The organism is Luteibacter rhizovicinus (assembly GCF_004342265.1).
In the GTDB taxonomy this organism is placed as follows: domain Bacteria; phylum Pseudomonadota; class Gammaproteobacteria; order Xanthomonadales; family Rhodanobacteraceae; genus Luteibacter; species Luteibacter rhizovicinus_B.
In genome coordinates, this window is sequence record NZ_SMCS01000005.1 from 75105 (window position 1) to 92250 (window position 17146).

Below are 17146 nucleotides of genomic sequence, written 5' to 3' on the forward strand. Positions count from 1 at the left end.
CCTGCAGTATCGATGTCCCACTTAACGGACGAGGAACCCCCACGATGAACAAGATCGCATACGCATTGACCGGCCTGCTTCTGTGTTCCACCGCCTTCGCCGCCGACAAAACCCTCGAAGTGCCCATGAACGCCGTCACCGCCGATGGTGTCGGCGCCGCGGTCGGCAAGATCACGGTGACCGAGAGCAAGTACGGCCTACTTTTCACGCCCGATCTCAAGGGGCTGGCACCGGGCGTCCACGGTTTCCACCTGCACGCCAATCCGAGCTGCGAACCGGGCGAGAAGGACGGCAAGAAGGGCGCGGCGCTTGCCGCCGGCGGCCACTTCGACCCGGCGAAGACCAACAAGCACGAAGGTCCTTACTCCGACTCGGGCCATGAAGGCGATCTTCCCGCGCTGACCGTGACGGCCGATGGCAGCAGTGCCACGGAGGTTCTTGCCCCGCGTCTGAAGACGCTGGCGGAGCTGAAGGGGCATGCGCTGATGGTGCATGCCGGTGGCGACAACCATTCCGATCATCCCGAAGCGCTGGGCGGCGGCGGTGCGCGCATTGTCTGCGGCGTGGTGAAGTAAGACCACAAGCACGCGGCGTCGCCATGCTGGCGGCGCCGCGTATCCCGGCCGTACACTCCGGCGTCGACCACGCCACCGAGAGTACGTCATGCCGAAGTTGTCCAGAACGCTGCTGAGTGCCGCCCTCGTCCTCGCGCTGCCCACGTTCGCGCATGCCGCCGAGCCGGCTCAGGCGGTCCAGCCGGCCAGTCAGAGCGACAAGACTTTCATGGCGCTCGCCGACGCGTACTTCGACGGTTTCTATTTTCCGAACAATCCCACCGCAGCCACCACGGCAGGCATCCATCGCTATGACGGACAGCTCGAGAATGCCAGCAAGGCAGGTATCGATGCGCAGGTAAAGGCGCTGCGCGACTGGGAGTCCCGTTTCGCGGCCGTAGCGCCCAAGACGCTTGGCGAACAGGTAGCCGGCGATCGCGAGTTGCTGCTGAACAGTGTGCGCGGTCAGCTGCTGACGCTGACCGTCATCAAGCCCTGGGAAAAGAATCCGGACTTCTACTCAAGCGGCATCGCGAGTAGCGCGTTCACGCTGATGGCGCGCAAGTTCGCCTCGGCGGACGATCGCATGCGCTCGCTGGTTTCGCGCGAGAAGCACATGCTCGACACACTGGCCGCGGCGCGGACCAATCTCGTCAATCCGCCGAAGATCTACACGGAGATTGCGCTGGAGCAGTTGCCGGGTCTGCTGACGTTCTTCCAGAACGACGTCCCCGCCGCGTTCGTCGACGTGAAGGATGCCGCGCTTCGCAAGGAGTTCGATGCGTCCAACGGCGCCGTGATAAAGGCGCTCGACGACTACCAGACCTGGCTGAAGAGCGACGTCCTGCCGCGCTCGAAGGGCGACTTCCGGATCGGCGCCGACACGTATCGCAAGAAACTGGCGTACGACGAGATGGTGGACACGCCGCTCGACAAGCTCGTCGCCATCGACATGGAAAACATGCGCGCCAATCAGCGTGAGTTCGCGCGCGTGGCGAAGGAGCTCGATCCGACCAAAACGCCAGCGCAGGTGCTGGCCGACCTGGCCGCCGATCATCCGCCGGGCGACAAGCTGCTGGATACGTTCCGCGCCAGTTTCGACAAGCTCATAGGCTTCATCGAGGACAAGGGCATCATCACGATTCCCTCGAAGGTAAGACCGATCCTCGAAGAAACGCCGCCTTTCATGCGTGCGACGACGTTCGCTTCCATGGACACCCCGGGACCGTACGAAACCGTCGCCAAGGAAGCGTATTTCAACGTCACGCTGCCCGAGGCGGGCTGGGACAAACAGCGCACCGACGATTTCATGGCGCAGTTCAGCTATCCGGTAATCAGCAGCGTTGCCGTGCACGAAGCCTATCCCGGCCACTACATCCAGTTCCTGTGGATGCACCAGGTGGACGACCGCGTGCGCAAGCTCGTGGGCGCGAACAGCAATGCCGAGGGCTGGGCGCATTATTGCGAGCAGATGATGCTGGATGAAGGCTTTGCACAGGCGTTGTATCCGAACGATCCGCGTCAGCAGAAACTGCTGAAACTGGGTCAGTTACAGGATGCGTTGCTGCGCAACGCGCGCTTCATCGTCGGCATCAAGATGCATAGTGGCCAGATGACGTTCGATCAGGCGGTCGACTTCTTCGTGAAGGAAGGCTATCAGTCTCGCGGCGTTGGCCTGATCGAAACCAAACGTGGCACGTCCGATCCGACTTATCTCTATTACACGCTCGGCAAGCTCGAGATACTCAAGCTGCGCGCCGACCTTCAGGCAAAGCAGGGGGCGAAGTTCGACGTGCATCGCTTCCACGACGATTTCATGCGGCAGGGTTTCGCGCCGATCAAGATCGTTCGTCGCGCCATGTTGCACGACGATTCGGCGCCATTGTGATGGGTTGATCTCGGGGCTTCTTGTGCAGGAGCGCTCTTGAGCGTTCCTGCAAAGGAGAGGCGAGTCCGCTCAGAACAGGTCGATGCTTCCCGCCGGCATCGGCGTCGCCAGTTCGCCGCGTTCGGTCAGCGCTTCGTAGCCGTACACGCTGTTGCGGCCGTTCTGCTTCGCGAAGTACAGCGCCTTGTCGGCACGATCGAGCACGATTTCCGGATAGTCGTGTTCGCCGATGAGGGCGTATCCGATGCTGACGGTGACGTTGCCGACCTGGGGGAAGTTGTGATCGGCGATGTGCTGGCGGAAACGATCGAGCGTCGCGTTTACCGATGCCTCGTCGGCAGCGGTGATCAGCATGACGAATTCTTCGCCGCCGAAGCGAAACAGGATATCGGACTGGCGGAACGACGCACGCATCCGCTGCGCGAGCATCAGGATCACTTCGTCGCCGTAGACATGGCCGTAGGTGTCGTTGATGCGCTTGAAGTGGTCGATGTCGAGGATGGCCAGCCATATCCGCGAATCGTCGACGGCCGTGCGCCGCTCGTCGACTTGCCTGAGTGCGCGTTCGGAGTGCGATTTCAGCAACCGGCGCAGGCGTTGTTCGAAGCTCCGCCGGTTGTACAGGCCGGTGAGCTTGTCGCGCTCGCTCTCGTTGAGCAGGGCGATGTAGTTGCCGTAAATACGCGAGAAGCCGTCGATCAGGGGGCGGATCGCGTCCAGCGGCTCGCCCGATTCGAGCATCAGCGCGCCGATGGCGACGTGGTCCCTCTGTACGGGAACGATCAGGCGCGATACGCCGTCGGGAGTGATTTCACTGATGGCTTCGAGCGTATCCATGCTGCGGATCAGGCTTTTGGCGAGTACGGCGTCCTGGTGCGCGCCGACCGCGTTCACGACCAGCGTGTCTTCGTCGTTCCGGGTGCACACCACCAGCGACTCGATCGGATGCAGGGGATCGTCGCCGCGTTTGCACAGGGCGACCGACCCGACCGTGACCAGCTCGGCCAGCGAGAGGACCAGGCTGTGATCCAGGGCGTCGATGTCACGGTGATGGGTGAACTCGGCCACGGAGGCGAGCAGCCGCGATTCGGGCAGGGCGTCGGAAGCGAAGGGCCATGTGCCTCTCATGCCGGCACGGCCCGACGCGAGGCAGCGGCCTCGGGAGGGTTTTTCGCTGGGTTGTTTCCTGATGGCACCGACGGCTTCCTCCCCCGAGTAGATGCGCTCAACGCCCCGTGTTCAACCACGTGCTGTTGCGCCTGAGGACATCTCTCCTTAGTCCTTTAGCGGCAACGCAGCCCCTTACTTTAGTCGAAATGCAAGTCGATGTGCCAATTTGTGACGCAGTTCCTTGCCTGATGGCGTCATGCCATCCGGATCGAGGCAGCTTTTCGGCACGAGGGACCGCTACCAGCGGGTCAGCAATTCGGGGGTGACGCCTACGCGCCGGCAGGACCGCGATGCCACGCCGTCCTTCAGTGCGCGGCGGAAAAGCGGCGACATGCCTTTCAACGTATGTGCGGCCAGGCGGGCGCCGCGACGCTGCGAGGCAGTGCGTTGAAGGGCGTCCTCGGCCCAGCCCGGAAGCAGGGCCGCGCCGGCGCCGAGGAACAGTTCGCGCGACAGGCCGGCCATGGGGACCGGAAGCAGGATGCGCGACAGCACGTCGAGGACGACGCGCGAGCGTTCGCCGTAGACCAGGCGAGGGAGCACGTCGGCGAAGTACGCCTCCACCTCGCGTTCGGATGCCGGTACGTCACGCGCTCCCAGCGCTTCCGCGACCCGGCGCGTTTCGTCGTAGTAGGCGTCGGCCGCACCGGGCGGGAGGTCCGCACGGCAGTAACGGCGGTAGCCGGCGAGGAAGCTGCTCATCTCGGTGACGTGCACCCAGGTCAGCAGGTCGGGGTCGTCGGCGGAATAGGGAACGCCAGCTTCGGTGACACCACGCACCTGGCCATGAATGCGGCGCACGCGGTCGATCAGCGCACGCGCGTCGGCGGTCGGTGCGTAGGTGGTCCCACCGACGAAAGCCGTCGTGCGGCGCAGACGGCCGACCAGGTCTTCGCGAAAGTTCGAATGGTCCCACACGCCCGCCAGTGCCTGCGGATGCAGGGTCTGCAGCATCAGCGCGCACAGGCCGCCCGAAAGCATCCCGGGAAAGTCGGCGTTGATTTTCCAGGTGACGCTGTTGGGACCGAACAGGCCGGCATCGCCCACCGGGTGGTCGTAATCGATACCGCCGGCCGGGTCGCGCGGAAACGCGCTGAGTACCCAGCGACGTATCTGGCCGCTGACGGGGCCCATCAGGAAAGAAAGGGGAGGGCTCATACGGTCAGTCGCCCGATAGCCAGCCGCGCCACTTGAAGAACAGCACCGGCAGGATCGTGCTGATCGCGATCGCGGCGAGTGCCAGCGGGTAGCTCCAGTACCAGTCCAGTTCGGGCATGTGCTTGAAGTTCATGCCCCATACGCCGGCCAGGATGATCGGTGGAATGGTCGCGACCGAAGCGACCGTCAGCACCTTCATCACATGGTTCTGGTCCGTATTGATGAAGCCGAGCGAGGCATCGAGCAGGAACTGGAGCTTATTGGTCAGCTGATCGTCGAATTCGTCCAGCGTGCGCAGGTCGTGATCCACGACGCGCAGGCGCACTTCGACATCGTCGGACATCCATTCGGGCGATTTGCTGCGAACGAACGACACGATGCGCTGGATACCGAGCAGCGAAGAACGGTTGCGCGTCTGCTGACCTTCCAGGTGCCCCACGTCCAGCATGCAGTTGCGTAGCGCGGCGGTGCCCAGGCGTGTCCGGGTAAAGACCCGTTCGGACAGTTTCCTCAGGTCGACGGCGACTGCCTCCATGCGCCCGGCGGCAAGGTTGACGATGGATTCCAGCAAGGTGGCGAGCGCGTCCGCGCTGGACGTCCAGGGATGTTCGTCGCTGTTGCTGGCAGCGAGATCGAATGCCTTCGACGGTGCGAAGCGCACGGTCAGCAGAACCTTCGCGGTCACGACGATGCCCAGGGGCGCCGGCGCATGATGTCCTTCGCAGTCGGCGAAGTAGGGGACGCTGAGATACATCGCATCGTCATCGGTACGGATACGGCTGGACAGCGCAAGACTGTCGATGTCGTGACGGAGAGGAATACGCAGGTTCGTGACCTTTCTTGCGCATTCCCGCTCGTCTTCGTCGGGATCGATCAGGTCCAGCCAGAGGATGCCGTGGGGGATGGGCATGTCCTTTTGCCACTGAAGGGGCACGGAGCCCTCGCCATGTTGGTGAATGGTCAGCACGCGGCCCTGCGCCTCATCGATCCGTTACGGGTGCCTGAGTTTACGACTCCAGCGTGGTGTGGGTGTGGAAGTCGCATGCGGGAACGAGCATTCTTATCGCCCACCCGATGAAAAGCTTGTCGTTGGAGCGCTCTCGAACGCGATCCGAAGCGGAGCGTCACCACCGGTCTCGCCATCACGCAACGAACAGGAGAAGACATGAGCGCCCAACCCCTGGAAATCGTTCACGACACCGCGAACCAGGCCTTCAAGGCCACGGTCGAGGAACAGGTCAGCGTGCTGGAATACCAGCTGCGCGACAAAATCATGACGATCACGCACACGGGAGTGCCGCAGGCGCTGGGCGGACGCGGTATCGCCTCGGCACTGACCCTCTTCGCCGCGAAGACCGCCGAAGCCGCGGGCTGGAAAATCATCCCGGCTTGCTCGTACGCAAGCACCTGGTTCAGGCGCCACCCGGAGTACGACAAGCTCCTGACATGACCTTCGTCCGGTGACGGCACGGAAGGACGCGTGCTAGCGTTCGGCGTTTAAGCCGTTCGCTAGGGGGTATGTCATGTCGATGTCCAGAACCTGGACCCTTTCGTTCGCGACGCTGGCCTTCGTGGCCGGCGTGCAGGTGCAAGCCGCCGATGCGGCGGCTCTGGCGGCGAAGCCTGCCGATCCGCGGATCGAAGCCATCCTGACGTCGCTGGAGAAGGTGCGCAGCATCGACTCGGTGTCGCTGTCCCCCGATGGGCGGAAGCTTGCGTGGACGGTGAAGACCGATGGCAAGCCGGTGCTGGAAGTCGCCGACGTCGATGGCCGCCATGCTCATCGCGTCACTACCTACAAGGCGGGCGCGTGCCGCGAGACCGCCGCGGTCTGGGCGCCGGACTCCCGGCACCTGGCCTTCCTTTCCGATTGCGCGGGCAAAGCGCCGGGCGCCGACGAGGGCAAGCAGAACGATATCTACGTGGTCGACACGCAGAAAAAGGATGCGCCCGCTCAGGTGTCCCATCTGAAAGGCTATGTCCACGCGCTGTCCTGGACGGCCGACGGCAAGACCCTTGGCTTTCTGTATGTACCGGGCGCCACGCGCCGTGCCAGCGCGACCGCGGCGGCGAAGCCGCAGCTCGGCGAGGTGGGTGTGGACGGTGTCGAAGTGCAGCAGGTGGCTTCCATCGACGCGGCCGGCGGCGAGCCGCGCCTGCTGACGCCGGACGGTCTGCACGTCTATGAGTTCAACTGGTCGCCGGATGCGTCGCGCATCGCCTATGTCGCGGCACCGCCTCCGGGAGATAACAACTGGTGGGTGGCGAAGCTCTATGCGCAAGGCACGGCTGCCGGTTCGTCGCCGACGGTCGTCGTCGACACCGCCACGGTGACCGGATCGCTGCATGGGTTGCAGATGGCCGTACCGCGTTTCTCGCCCGACGGTTCGCGCATCGCGTTCGTCGGCGGCCTGATGAGCGATCAGGGAGCTACCGGCGGCGACATTTACAGCGTGGCGGCCAACGGTGGCGAGCCGGTCAACCTGACGGCCGGCAGCAAAGTGACGCCGTCATGGATCGCGTGGCCGGAAGCCGACCGGCTGGTGGTTTCGGAAGTGGCGGGCGGCGTCAGTCGCGTGTCGGCTTATCGCATGGACGCCGCGGGCGCATCGCTGAAGCAGCAGACGCTGTTCAGTGTGCCGGCGAGCATCGGCGACGGGCGGCTTTCGATGTCGCTTTCGCTGGACACGGCAGCCACCCGTGCCGCGTTTACCCAAAGTTCCTTCGGTACGGCGCCCGAGGTTCAGGTGGCGAAACTCGATGGCAGTTCGCTTCCCCAGTCCGTCACCCGTTTCAATGCCGGGTTGAAGCCGGCCTGGGGCAAGGCCGAATCCATCGCGTGGGAAAACGAAGGACACGATGTGCAGGGCTGGCTGCTCTATCCCGCCAACTTCGATCCGAAGAAGCACTACGGCATGATCGTGGCGATCCACGGCGGTCCGGCCAGCGCCGTGCTGCCCCGTTGGCCGGCGGCCGGCTACGGCGGCGCACCGCTCGCGGCCCTGGGCTATTTCGTGTTCATGCCCAACCCGCGCGGCAGCTACGGGCAGGGCGAAGCCTTCGTGCAGGCCAACCGCCGCGATTTCGGCTACGGCGATCTGCGCGACGTGTTGGCAGGCGTCGACGCGATCGAGAAGACCCATCCCATCGACGATACCCGACTGGGTCTCACCGGCTGGAGCTATGGCGGCTTTATGACGATGTTCGCGGTTACCCAGACCCATCGTTTCCGCGCCGCGGTGGCGGGTGCCGGTATCTCGAACTGGCAGAGTTATTACGGTCAGAACCTGATCGACCAGTGGATGACGCCTTACTTCGGCGCGTCGGTTTACGACGACCCGGGCGTCTATGCGAAGAGTTCCGCGATCGACTTCATCCGCCAGGTGAAGACGCCCACCCTGATCGTGGTCGGCGAGCGCGATGCGGAAACGCCCGCGCCGCAGTCCTTCGAGTTCTGGCACGCCCTTAAGGCACAGGGCGTTCCGACGTCGCTGGTGGTCTATCCGGGCGAAGGCCATGGCTTCGCTCGCGACGAAAACAAGCGCGATGTGCTCGCCCGCGCACTTTCGTGGTTCGACCGGTATCTGTCAGCCACGCCCTGAGCGCGCTCGGATACACTGCATGCCGGACTGGTTGCGGTCCGGCATGCAGTTAGGGATGGGAAGGACAATGAGCCTGGCGGAACGCATTCTCGAGGGACGAAGCGTCTTGCTGGTCGAGGACGAGGCCATGCTGGCCATGGTGTTGGAAGACCGGCTTCTGGATGCCGGAAGTACGGCGGTGCACATTTTTGGACACGTCGAGGCCGCGCTGGTCTTCCTGGCCGCCCATACGGTCGATCTGGCCATCGTGGACGTGAACGTGGCGGGCGAGAGCGGCGAGCGGGTCGGCGAGGTGCTGGTCGCGCGGGGTATCCCGTTCGTCTTCAGCAGCGGCTACGACGACGTCGGGCTGGACGAGCGCTGGCGCGACTGGCCGTTGCTCCGCAAACCCTATGGCACGGCGGATCTCCATGCCGTCCTGCTCGACCTGATCCACGGTACCAAAGGGACCGACCCGGTATGAGTCCACGCAAACGTATCTCCGGATGGCGGCGATTTACCCCGCATTTCCGGCTCAGGCCGCGCTGGACCATCGCCCTGACGATCTTCGTCTTTCTGGCGGGCGGCCTGATCGCCAGCGGCATACGCCCCAGCCTGGGCTTTCTGCTGGGATTCGACGCCGCGGCCCTGACTTTCCTCAGCAGTACCATGCCCATGTTCGCGGGGGCGACCATCGAGGAAATGCGGATACGGGCTCGCGAACAGGATCCCGGGCGCTGGACGGCGTTATGGATCAGCGTGGCCCTGTCGGTGGTGGTGCTGGTCGCGCTGGGGGTCGAGCTGCGCTCGGACAGCGCCAGCGGGCTGCTTGGCATCGCGGTGGCTGGCTTCAGCCTGCTGTTGTCGTGGCTGTTCATGAATACGATGTTCGCGCTGCACTACGCACACGCCTGCTACAGCGATGCCACGGTGGAGGTCGAAGCGCTGCAGTTCCCGGGAACCAAGGTTCCCGATTACTGGGATTTCCTGTATTTCGCCATGGTGCTGGGCATGACTTTCCAGGTTTCCGACGTCCAGATCGCTGACCACAAACTGCGCCGGGTGGCGCTGGGGCACAGTGTCATCGCGTTTTTCTTCAACGTCATTATCATCGCCATCACGGTGAACGTGGTGGCCGGCAAGGCGTGAAGGCGCACGGGGATGGGGCGGAACACGCTGCATTGTTTGTCAGGGCACGCTAAAGTCGCCCGCGGGGGTGGCCGTTATTCCACCGGGTATGCATATCCGCAGCGCCTGGACCGACCGGTCACGAGTGCCGCGGTCTTGATCGATTGGGGTGAGACCGTAGATCGGCGTTCCGCGGAAACGAGCGGTTGAGGTCGATGGATCGGAATCGGAGTGTGGCGTGCTGACAGAACGGCTTGTCGAGAACGGCTTGGGCACCGCCGTGTCGAACTGCGTCCGCGCGAGTTTTTCCACCCCGGGCGACCTCCCGCGTTGCGCGGGGGCCCTGGCATTCGGCGCCGGCGCCGAATGGACGATCGCCTTGCTGGCCGTTTCGGTCATGGTGACGGCTTTCGTCTTCTTCCTGATCTTTCAGCGCCGCCACCGATCCCAGCGCCTGCGTGACCCGCGCGAGCAGGCGCGCCGGGCGCTCGCCTTCCACGCCTATCACGACACGCTGACCGGCCTGCCCAACCGCGCATTCCTCATGCACGAACTGCAGGAGGCGCTTGCATCGACGGAAAAGCCGGCGCTCGCCGTGATGTTCATCGATCTGGATGGTTTCAAGTCGATCAACGACACGCTGGGGCACCAGGCGGGCGACAGCTTTCTGCGCGCCGTGGCCACGTCGCTGCGCAGCAGCGTCCGCGAACGCGACACTGTGTCGCGCTTCGGCGGCGACGAATTCGTGGTCGTGGTGCAGTCCTACGGCGGTATGGAAAACCTGGTACGGGTGTGCCGCAAGGTGCTCGACCTGGTCTCCCAGCCGGTGAACGTGGCCGGCCAACTGGTGGCCGTGTCCCCCAGCATCGGCGTGGCCGTGGCGCCGCACGACGGTCGCGACGCCGAAACGCTGCTGCGCAACGCCGACGCCGCGATGTACGCGGTGAAGGAAACCGGCAAGGCGGACTTCCGTTTCTACGAGGAAGGCATGCACGAGCAGGCCCGTGAACGCCTGGCGCTGACCGTGGAGCTTCGCGAAGCCCTGCAGCGCGGCGAACTCAGTGTCGAGTACCAACCCAAGCGCAACCTGCGCTCCGGGGCGCTGGCGGGCGTGGAGGCGCTGGCGCGCTGGCATCATCCGACCCGTGGCGATGTACCGCCCACTGTTTTCGTCGCGGTGGCGGAGCGATCCGGGCTGATCCATGCGCTGGGCGAATACATGCTGCACAGCGTGCTCCAGCAAGTGTGCGACTGGGACGCCGTCGGCACCCGGGTCGACTATGTCGCCATCAATCTGTCGATGCACGAACTCAGTCGTCCGGCGTTTGTCGATACGCTCCATCGCGCCGTGAAGTCGTTCGGAGTCGATCCGATGCGGATTCGCTTCGAACTGACCGAATCCAGCGCCATGCGGCAGCCGGAAGAAACCCTGCGCCAGCTACGCAAACTGCGTTCGCACGGTTTCGCGCTGCTGATCGACGATTTCGGTGCGGGATACTGGAACCTGGGTCACCTGCGCGAGCTGCCGGTGGGTACGATCAAGATCGACCAGTCGTTCGTGCGCGGCAGCGCCTACAATCTCGCCGACCGCGAAATTACCGAGGCCATCGTTGGCCTGGCCAAGAAACTGAACATGGAGACGATCGCCGAGGGTGTGGAAACGGAAGCTCAGGCCGACTGGCTTCGCGATATGGGTTGCGATATAGGACAAGGGTATTTCTTTGCCCGTCCGATGACCGCCGATGCGTTCCTTCAATATCTGAAACCATCCATGACCGCCTATGCCCATTGAACTGCGACCACGTCGCAGTGTTATGAGTCCGCGGCGGTTGCTACGCTTTTTTATCCTGTTGACCGGCTTCGCGCTGGCGATGCCGTTCGCGCGCGCGGCCTCCGTTCCCGTCGATCCCTGGACGGTATTCGAAACGGCATGGTTCGACAGCGTGACGGTCGCCGATGGCCTGCCGCACTCCACGACCACGGCGATCGTGCAGGACAAGCGCGGCCTGATCTGGATCGGTACGTTCGGCGGCCTTGTCCGTTACGACGGCTATCGCATGCAGGTCTTCGGACAGGAGCCCGACTCCTACGGCGGAGCCGTGCTTCCCGACGCCTATGTACGCGCCCTGCAACCGCTGGACGACGGCGGTCTGCTGATCGGTACCAATGCGGGCGGCCTGGTCCGGTTCGATCCGGAAACGACGCGGTTCCACGTCTATCCGATAGGGCGGGACGGCACGTCGAACGGCAAGATTTTCTCGATCGCCAAAGCACGCGAACCGAACGCATTCTGGCTGGCGACCGAGAACGGTGTGAACCGGATCGATATCGCTACCGGGCATGTCACCCACGAATCCGGCCGGGACGGAGACGCGCCCGGCATGGTTGCCCGTACCTTTGTCGTGGCCGAAGACAGTCAGGGCAATGTGTGGGCTGGCGCCGATAACGGCCTGTTCGTCCGCAAGCCCGGCGGGCATTTCGAGCGCTATACGCAGCAAGGCGCCGCGATCGAGGAGATTCTCAAGGATCAGGTATGGGCGCTGCACGAGGACACCGCCGGACGGCTCTGGGTCGGTACGGGGCAGTCGGGCGCGATCTACATCGACAAAGAGGGAACCGCGCATCTGGTTCCGGGGTTCTCCGGAAAGAATGGCCTGGCCCGTCGACGCACCGTGCGCGCCTTCCTCGAGTCAGAACAGGGCGAGCTGTGGGCCGCGACGGACGGTGCCGGTGTCGTCGTTTACGACCTGAATACCGGCAGGCTGCGCACGCTGGCGCATGACGCCGCGATGCCGTCTTCGCTGCCGGGCGATATTACCCGCGATCTGCTTCGGGATACCTCAGGCAATATCTGGGTGGCCACGGAACTTGGCGCCGCGCGCTACGACCCGCATGGCCGCAGGGTGTTTTCGGTCCTGCCGTCGCCGCTGGAAACCCATACCCTTTCAAATGCCAACGTGCATTCGGTGTTCGTCGATCCGCGCGGACGCGTATGGCTCGGCCTGGGCATGGGGCGTATCGACGTCCTCGATCTGGCCAACGGCACGATGCGTCATCTGCAGCTGGGGGGCGAACAAGCCGAGCGCGACGTGCAGGCGTTCGTCGTGGCGCCCGACGGCTCCATCTGGGCGGGCGCGCAGGGCATTTCGCGAATCGACCCCGATACCTTCGCATTGACCAGTTCCATGCTGCCGAGTCTCGACGGACGATTGATCCTGTCGTTGCAGCGCGATGGCGACGTCATTCTGATCGGCGGCTACGACGGTCTCTTCCGTTACGACACGGTGAAGGGCACGCTGGAGCAACTGCGTCACAACGCAAACGATCCGGGCAGCCTGGTGGGAGACCAGGTCCGCTATATCGTGCGCATGCCCGAGGCGTGGTGGTTCGAAACGATCAACGGCATCAGTATTCTGTTCGACGGGGCGTCCGGCTTCACGAATCTGCGGCACGATCCGAAGGACGGCGACAGCCTTCCGCAGGATTACACCGGCTCGGTGATGTTCGATCAGCACCATCGCCTGTGGATCGGTACGTTCGGCGGCCTTGCCTATATCGACGACTTCAAGCCGCACGGGCCGTTCCGTTTCGGGTTGATCGGCGCGCGCGAAGGTTTGCCCAATACCAAGATCAATGCTTTGCAGATCGACCAGCGAAACCGGATATGGGCGTCCATGGCCAACGGTGTCGTCATGGTCGACGCCGCAAGTCACCGGGTTTCCGATCTGGGCATTCGCGATGGCCTGCGCATTCCGAGCTATATCCATCGCGCTGCGGCCGAGGCGCCCGGTGGCGAACTGATGTTCGGTGGACTGGGTGGGCTGACGGTCGTCCGTCCTTACTGGACGGCGCCGGATACGCCGCCGGCGAAACTGGCGGTGACGCATATCGCCGTCAACGACGTGCCGATTCCGTTCCGGAATATTCCCGACGACGACGGCAGGCTGGAGCTTGGCGGGAACGGCAGGAATCTTCGCGTCGACTTCGCGCTGATCGATTTCCGGGCGCCGCTGGAAACCCGTTACGCGTATCGGATGGAAGATGCGGATGGCGGTTGGAACGAAGTGGCGCGCGGTATTCCGCCAAGCGCGATCTACACGAATCTGGCCAGCGGGACGTATACGTTGCGATTGCGCGCCACGACGCGCGGCCTGGATGCGCGCACGGTGGAAACGGCCATTCGCGTTGTCGTGACGCCGCGCTGGTACGAAAGTACCTGGGTATTGCTGGCGGTCGTGCTCCTGGGCGTGGCGGCTTTCTTCGGCCTGGTTTATCTGCGGACGCTGTACCTGCGTCGCCGTGCGGTGCTTTTGCAGGCCGAAGTCGATGCGCGGACGCGCGACCTGAAAGCGGCCAACGAGCGCCTGAACCATCTGGCCGGCACCGACGAACTGACCGGTTCGCTGAATCGCCGGCGCTTCCTCGAGCAGGCCGAGCGCGTGCGCATGGGTGCGGCGAACGACGGCATTCCCTTCAGTCTTGTCCTGGTCGATATCGACGACTTCAAGACGGTCAACGATACGTTCGGGCATCTGGCTGGCGACACGGTCATCCGCGAGACGATGCGGGTTCTGTCGTCGATGTGCCGCGCCGACGACCTGGCCGGCCGCTTCGGTGGCGAGGAGTTCATCCTGTGCCTGCCGGGCGCGCTTGCCGAACACGCGCTGGAAGTGACCGAACGCGTGCGCCGCGCGCTTGCCGGCATGGTCATCGTTCACGGCGAATACCGCATCAGGATCACCGTGAGCGCCGGCGTGGCCGTATGGCGCGCGCCCGAATCGCTCAATTCGCTACTGGGGCGCGCCGACGAAGCGCTGTACGAGGCAAAGGACGACGGCCGCAACCGCAGCCGTCTGGCGACGCACTAATCAGTCGCGGAAGTTCTCGAACTGCAGCGGCAGTTCGACGTCGGCTTTGCGCAGCAGGGCCATGGCGGTCTGCAGATCGTCGCGCTTCTTGCCCGTAACGCGTAGTTTGTCGCCGTTGATCTGGGCTTCCACCTTCAGCTTGGCTTCCTTCATCGTAGCGATCAGCTTCTTGGCGATCGGCTGCTCGATACCTTGTTTCAGCGTGATTTTCTGCTTCGCGCCGCCCAGGTTCGTATCGACGGATCCTTCTTCCATGCAGCGGATATCGATGCCGCGAGTGACGAGCCGGCTGCGCAGGATGTCGAGCATCTGCTTAAGCTGGAAATCGCTGTCGCCGGTCTGCGTGACGACGAAACCTTCGAGCTCGAATTTCGCGCTGGTACCTTTGAAATCGAAGCGATTGGCAAGCTCGCGGTTGGCCTGGTCGATGGCGTTGGTCAGTTCGTGCTTGTCGACTTCGGAGACGACGTCGAAGGAAGGCATGGGAATGTCCTTGGATGGGTTCGCCGCCGATTCTAATGGCAATGCCGCGATCTCTCACCGTCGCCCCTGCTCAGGAGCGACGGTGAGAGATGGATGGGATGGGGCGATGGGTGATGCATTGGCCCAGCCCCGCAGGCATTAACATATGCGTTTGTCTCTTCGGGAATCCCCTCTTGGAATACGACGCCCTCATCGTCGGCGCAGGCGCCGCCGGGCTTATGACGGCCATTGTCGCCGCGCAGCGCGGACGGCGCGTGCTGGTGGTGGACCACGCCAACAAGGTGGGCAAGAAAATCCTGATGTCCGGGGGCGGGCGCTGCAATTTCACGAATACCGGTACCACCCCGCAGAATTATCTTTCGAACAATCCGCATTTCTGTAAATCCGCACTGGCGCGCTACACACCGTGGGATTTCATCGCCATGGTCGATCGCCATGGCATCGCCTGGCACGAAAAGGAGCTGGGCCAGCTGTTCTGCGACGATTCGTCGAAACAGATCGTGCGCATGCTGCTGGACGAATGCGCGGCGTCGGGCGCGCGGGTGGAAGCGAATTGTCCGGTCAGCCGGCTTCGCGCGGTGGAAGGCGGCTTCGCAGCCGAAACGCCGCTCGGACATGTCCGGGCCGATGCCCTGGTGATCGCGACGGGCGGTCTGTCGATTCCAAGCATGGGGGCGACGGGATTCGGCTACGACGTGGCGCGCCAGTTCGGCCATACGATCCTGCCGACGCGGGCAGGCCTGGTCCCGCTGACCCTCAGCGGCAAGCACCAGGAGCGCTTCGCGGAACTGGCGGGCGTGGCCTTGCCGGTGGAAGCGCGCTGCGGAGGACAGTCGTTCCACAACGCCATGCTGATTACCCATCGCGGCGTCAGCGGGCCGGCCATCCTGCAAATTTCATCGTATTGGCAGCCAGGCGACGACCTGCGCCTGGATCTGCTGCCGGGCACGGATGCTTTCGAGGCGCTGGCCGCGCAGCGGGCCGAACGCCCGGGGGCCGAATTGCGCACCGTGCTTTCGTCGCTGCTGCCGCGCCGGCTGGCCGAGCGTCTGTGCGAGCTGTGGTTCGGCAGCCGGCCGATGAAACAGTATCGTGACGCGGAATTGCGGGACATCGCCGTACAGTTGGCGGACTGGCCTTTCGTGGCCAGCGGTACCGAAGGTTATCGCACCGCCGAAGTGACGCTGGGCGGCGTGGATACCGACGAAGTCTCCTCCAGCACGATGATGTCGAAGCAGCACGCGGGCCTGTACTTCGTCGGCGAGGTGCTCGATGTGACCGGGCACCTGGGTGGCTACAATTTTCAGTGGGCTTGGGCGTCGGGCCATGCGGCCGGTTCGGCCCTGTAGACAGAGGAATCAGGCAATGCGTATCGGATTCATTGGACTGGGTGCCATGGGCGCCGGCATGGCGGCCCAGCTGCTGGCGGCCGGCCATGAGGTAACGGTGTGGAATCGATCGCCGGAGGCCGCGAAGGCGCTCGAGGCGAAAGGCGCGCGCGTTGCGGCGACACCCGCCGACGCGGCACGCGGCGAGGTGGTCCACAGCATGCTGGCCAACGATGCCGCCGTGCGTGAGGTTATCGAAAACGGTGGCGTGCTCGATGCGATGCCGCGCGGCAGCGTGCATGTAAACCACGCCACGATTTCGATCGCGCTGGCACAGGAACTGATCGCGGCCCATGCCGAACGCGGCATCGGGTACGTCGCCGCGCCCGTGTTCGGACGGCCGGAGGTCGCCGCGGCCGGCAATCTGAATATCGTCGTGTCCGGAGACCCGGCCGCCGTCCAGCGCGTCCAGCCGTTGCTCGACACGCTGGGCCAGAAAGTCTGGCCGCTGGGCGACGACCCGATACGCGCGCATATTCTGAAGATCGCCGGCAACTTCATGATTGCCACGGCCATCGAAAGCATGGCGGAGGCCTCGGCGCTGACCCGCTCCTATGGCGTTTCGGCGGGCGATTTCCTCGAAGTGATGACGGGTTCGCTGTTCGCCTCGCCGATCTTCAAGACTTATGGCGGTCTGATCGCCGAGGAACGCTACGCGCCTGCTGGGTTCAAGATGTCGCTGGGCTTCAAGGACGTGGGGCTGGCGCGCAGTGCCGCCGAAGCAAAGCGCGTGCCGATGCCGTTCGCCAGCGTCGTGCACGACAACCTGCTGGAAGCCATGGCGGCAGGCGATGGCGACCTGGACTGGTCGGCGCTGGCGCGCGTAGCGGCCGGCCGGGCACACCTGAAAGATCGTTGAGGTTCGTTCTTCACAATCGTCACCACACGGTATTCGCCAGAATGAACCGGCACGTTGGGTGCGGCAGCG

14 protein-coding genes are annotated in these 17146 nt (G+C 64.0%); 10 read left to right on the forward strand and 4 right to left on the reverse strand.

Annotated features, from left to right (window positions below):
• Nucleotides 1–44: 44 nt before the first annotated feature.
• Together sodC and EC912_RS13305 are read left to right on the forward strand one after the other, a co-directional pair.
• Nucleotides 45–575, forward strand: a complete 531-nt coding sequence (gene sodC, locus EC912_RS13300; RefSeq protein ID WP_132144848.1) for a superoxide dismutase family protein — start codon at nt 45–47, stop codon at nt 573–575.
• 88 nt (nt 576–663) lie between these two features.
• Nucleotides 664–2442, forward strand: a complete 1779-nt coding sequence (locus tag EC912_RS13305; protein ID WP_132144850.1) for a DUF885 domain-containing protein — start codon at nt 664–666, stop codon at nt 2440–2442.
• Nucleotides 2443–2511: 69 nt separating this feature from the next.
• Here the strand turns inward: EC912_RS13305 and EC912_RS13310 are convergent, their stop codons facing one another.
• The 3 genes from EC912_RS13310 to EC912_RS13320 all read right to left on the reverse strand — a co-directional run bounded on the left by EC912_RS13310 (nt 2512) and on the right by EC912_RS13320 (nt 5680).
• A complete protein-coding gene (locus EC912_RS13310) occupies nt 2512–3570 on the reverse strand; it encodes a GGDEF domain-containing protein (RefSeq protein WP_132144853.1) in 1059 nt (352 codons plus the stop codon).
• A 279-nt stretch (nt 3571–3849) separates the two neighbouring features.
• On the reverse strand, nt 3850–4770 hold the full coding sequence (locus tag EC912_RS13315; RefSeq protein WP_132144855.1) for an oxygenase MpaB family protein: 921 nt from the start codon (nt 4768–4770) through the stop codon (nt 3850–3852).
• A gap of 4 nt (nt 4771–4774) precedes the next feature.
• Nucleotides 4775–5680, reverse strand: a complete 906-nt coding sequence (locus tag EC912_RS13320) for a CorA family divalent cation transporter (RefSeq protein ID WP_132144857.1) — start codon at nt 5678–5680, stop codon at nt 4775–4777.
• Between the two features lie 255 nt (nt 5681–5935).
• Here EC912_RS13320 and EC912_RS13325 point away from each other — a divergent pair, with 255 nt between their 5' ends.
• The 6 genes from EC912_RS13325 to EC912_RS13350 all read left to right on the forward strand — a co-directional run bounded on the left by EC912_RS13325 (nt 5936) and on the right by EC912_RS13350 (nt 14347).
• Entirely contained in the window at nt 5936–6220 is a 285-nt protein-coding gene (locus tag EC912_RS13325) for a GNAT family N-acetyltransferase (RefSeq protein ID WP_132144859.1), read from the forward strand.
• Between the two features lie 79 nt (nt 6221–6299).
• The gene (locus tag EC912_RS13330) at nt 6300–8372 is read left to right on the forward strand and encodes an alpha/beta hydrolase family protein (RefSeq protein ID WP_132145247.1); all 2073 of its coding nucleotides are present in this window, start codon (nt 6300–6302) and stop codon (nt 8370–8372) included.
• A 67-nt stretch (nt 8373–8439) separates the two neighbouring features.
• The gene (locus tag EC912_RS13335) at nt 8440–8835 is read left to right on the forward strand and encodes a response regulator (protein ID WP_165973595.1); all 396 of its coding nucleotides are present in this window, start codon (nt 8440–8442) and stop codon (nt 8833–8835) included.
• On the forward strand, nt 8832–9500 hold the full coding sequence (locus EC912_RS13340) for a DUF1345 domain-containing protein (protein WP_132144863.1): 669 nt from the start codon (nt 8832–8834) through the stop codon (nt 9498–9500). Before EC912_RS13335 ends, EC912_RS13340 begins: the two co-directional genes overlap by 4 nt.
• 217 nt (nt 9501–9717) lie before the next feature.
• On the forward strand, nt 9718–11271 hold the full coding sequence (locus EC912_RS13345) for a putative bifunctional diguanylate cyclase/phosphodiesterase (RefSeq protein WP_132144865.1): 1554 nt from the start codon (nt 9718–9720) through the stop codon (nt 11269–11271).
• 22 nt (nt 11272–11293) lie between these two features.
• The gene (locus tag EC912_RS13350) at nt 11294–14347 is read left to right on the forward strand and encodes a ligand-binding sensor domain-containing diguanylate cyclase (protein ID WP_165973596.1); all 3054 of its coding nucleotides are present in this window, start codon (nt 11294–11296) and stop codon (nt 14345–14347) included.
• Here the strand turns inward: EC912_RS13350 and EC912_RS13355 are convergent, their stop codons facing one another.
• Complete coding sequence (locus EC912_RS13355) at nt 14348–14830, reverse strand: YajQ family cyclic di-GMP-binding protein (RefSeq protein ID WP_132144869.1); 483 nt, start codon at nt 14828–14830, stop codon at nt 14348–14350.
• A 218-nt stretch (nt 14831–15048) separates the two neighbouring features.
• Here EC912_RS13355 and EC912_RS13360 point away from each other — a divergent pair, with 218 nt between their 5' ends.
• Nucleotides 15049–16179 carry an NAD(P)/FAD-dependent oxidoreductase gene (locus tag EC912_RS13360; RefSeq protein WP_428993102.1) on the forward strand — a complete coding sequence of 377 codons (1131 nt, stop codon included), beginning with the start codon at nt 15049–15051 and terminating at the stop codon, nt 16177–16179.
• The gene (locus EC912_RS13365; RefSeq protein ID WP_279389034.1) at nt 16157–17077 is read left to right on the forward strand and encodes an NAD(P)-dependent oxidoreductase; all 921 of its coding nucleotides are present in this window, start codon (nt 16157–16159) and stop codon (nt 17075–17077) included. The genes EC912_RS13360 and EC912_RS13365 overlap by 23 nt, the downstream gene beginning before the upstream one ends.
• Nucleotides 17078–17146: the final 69 nt, after the last annotated feature.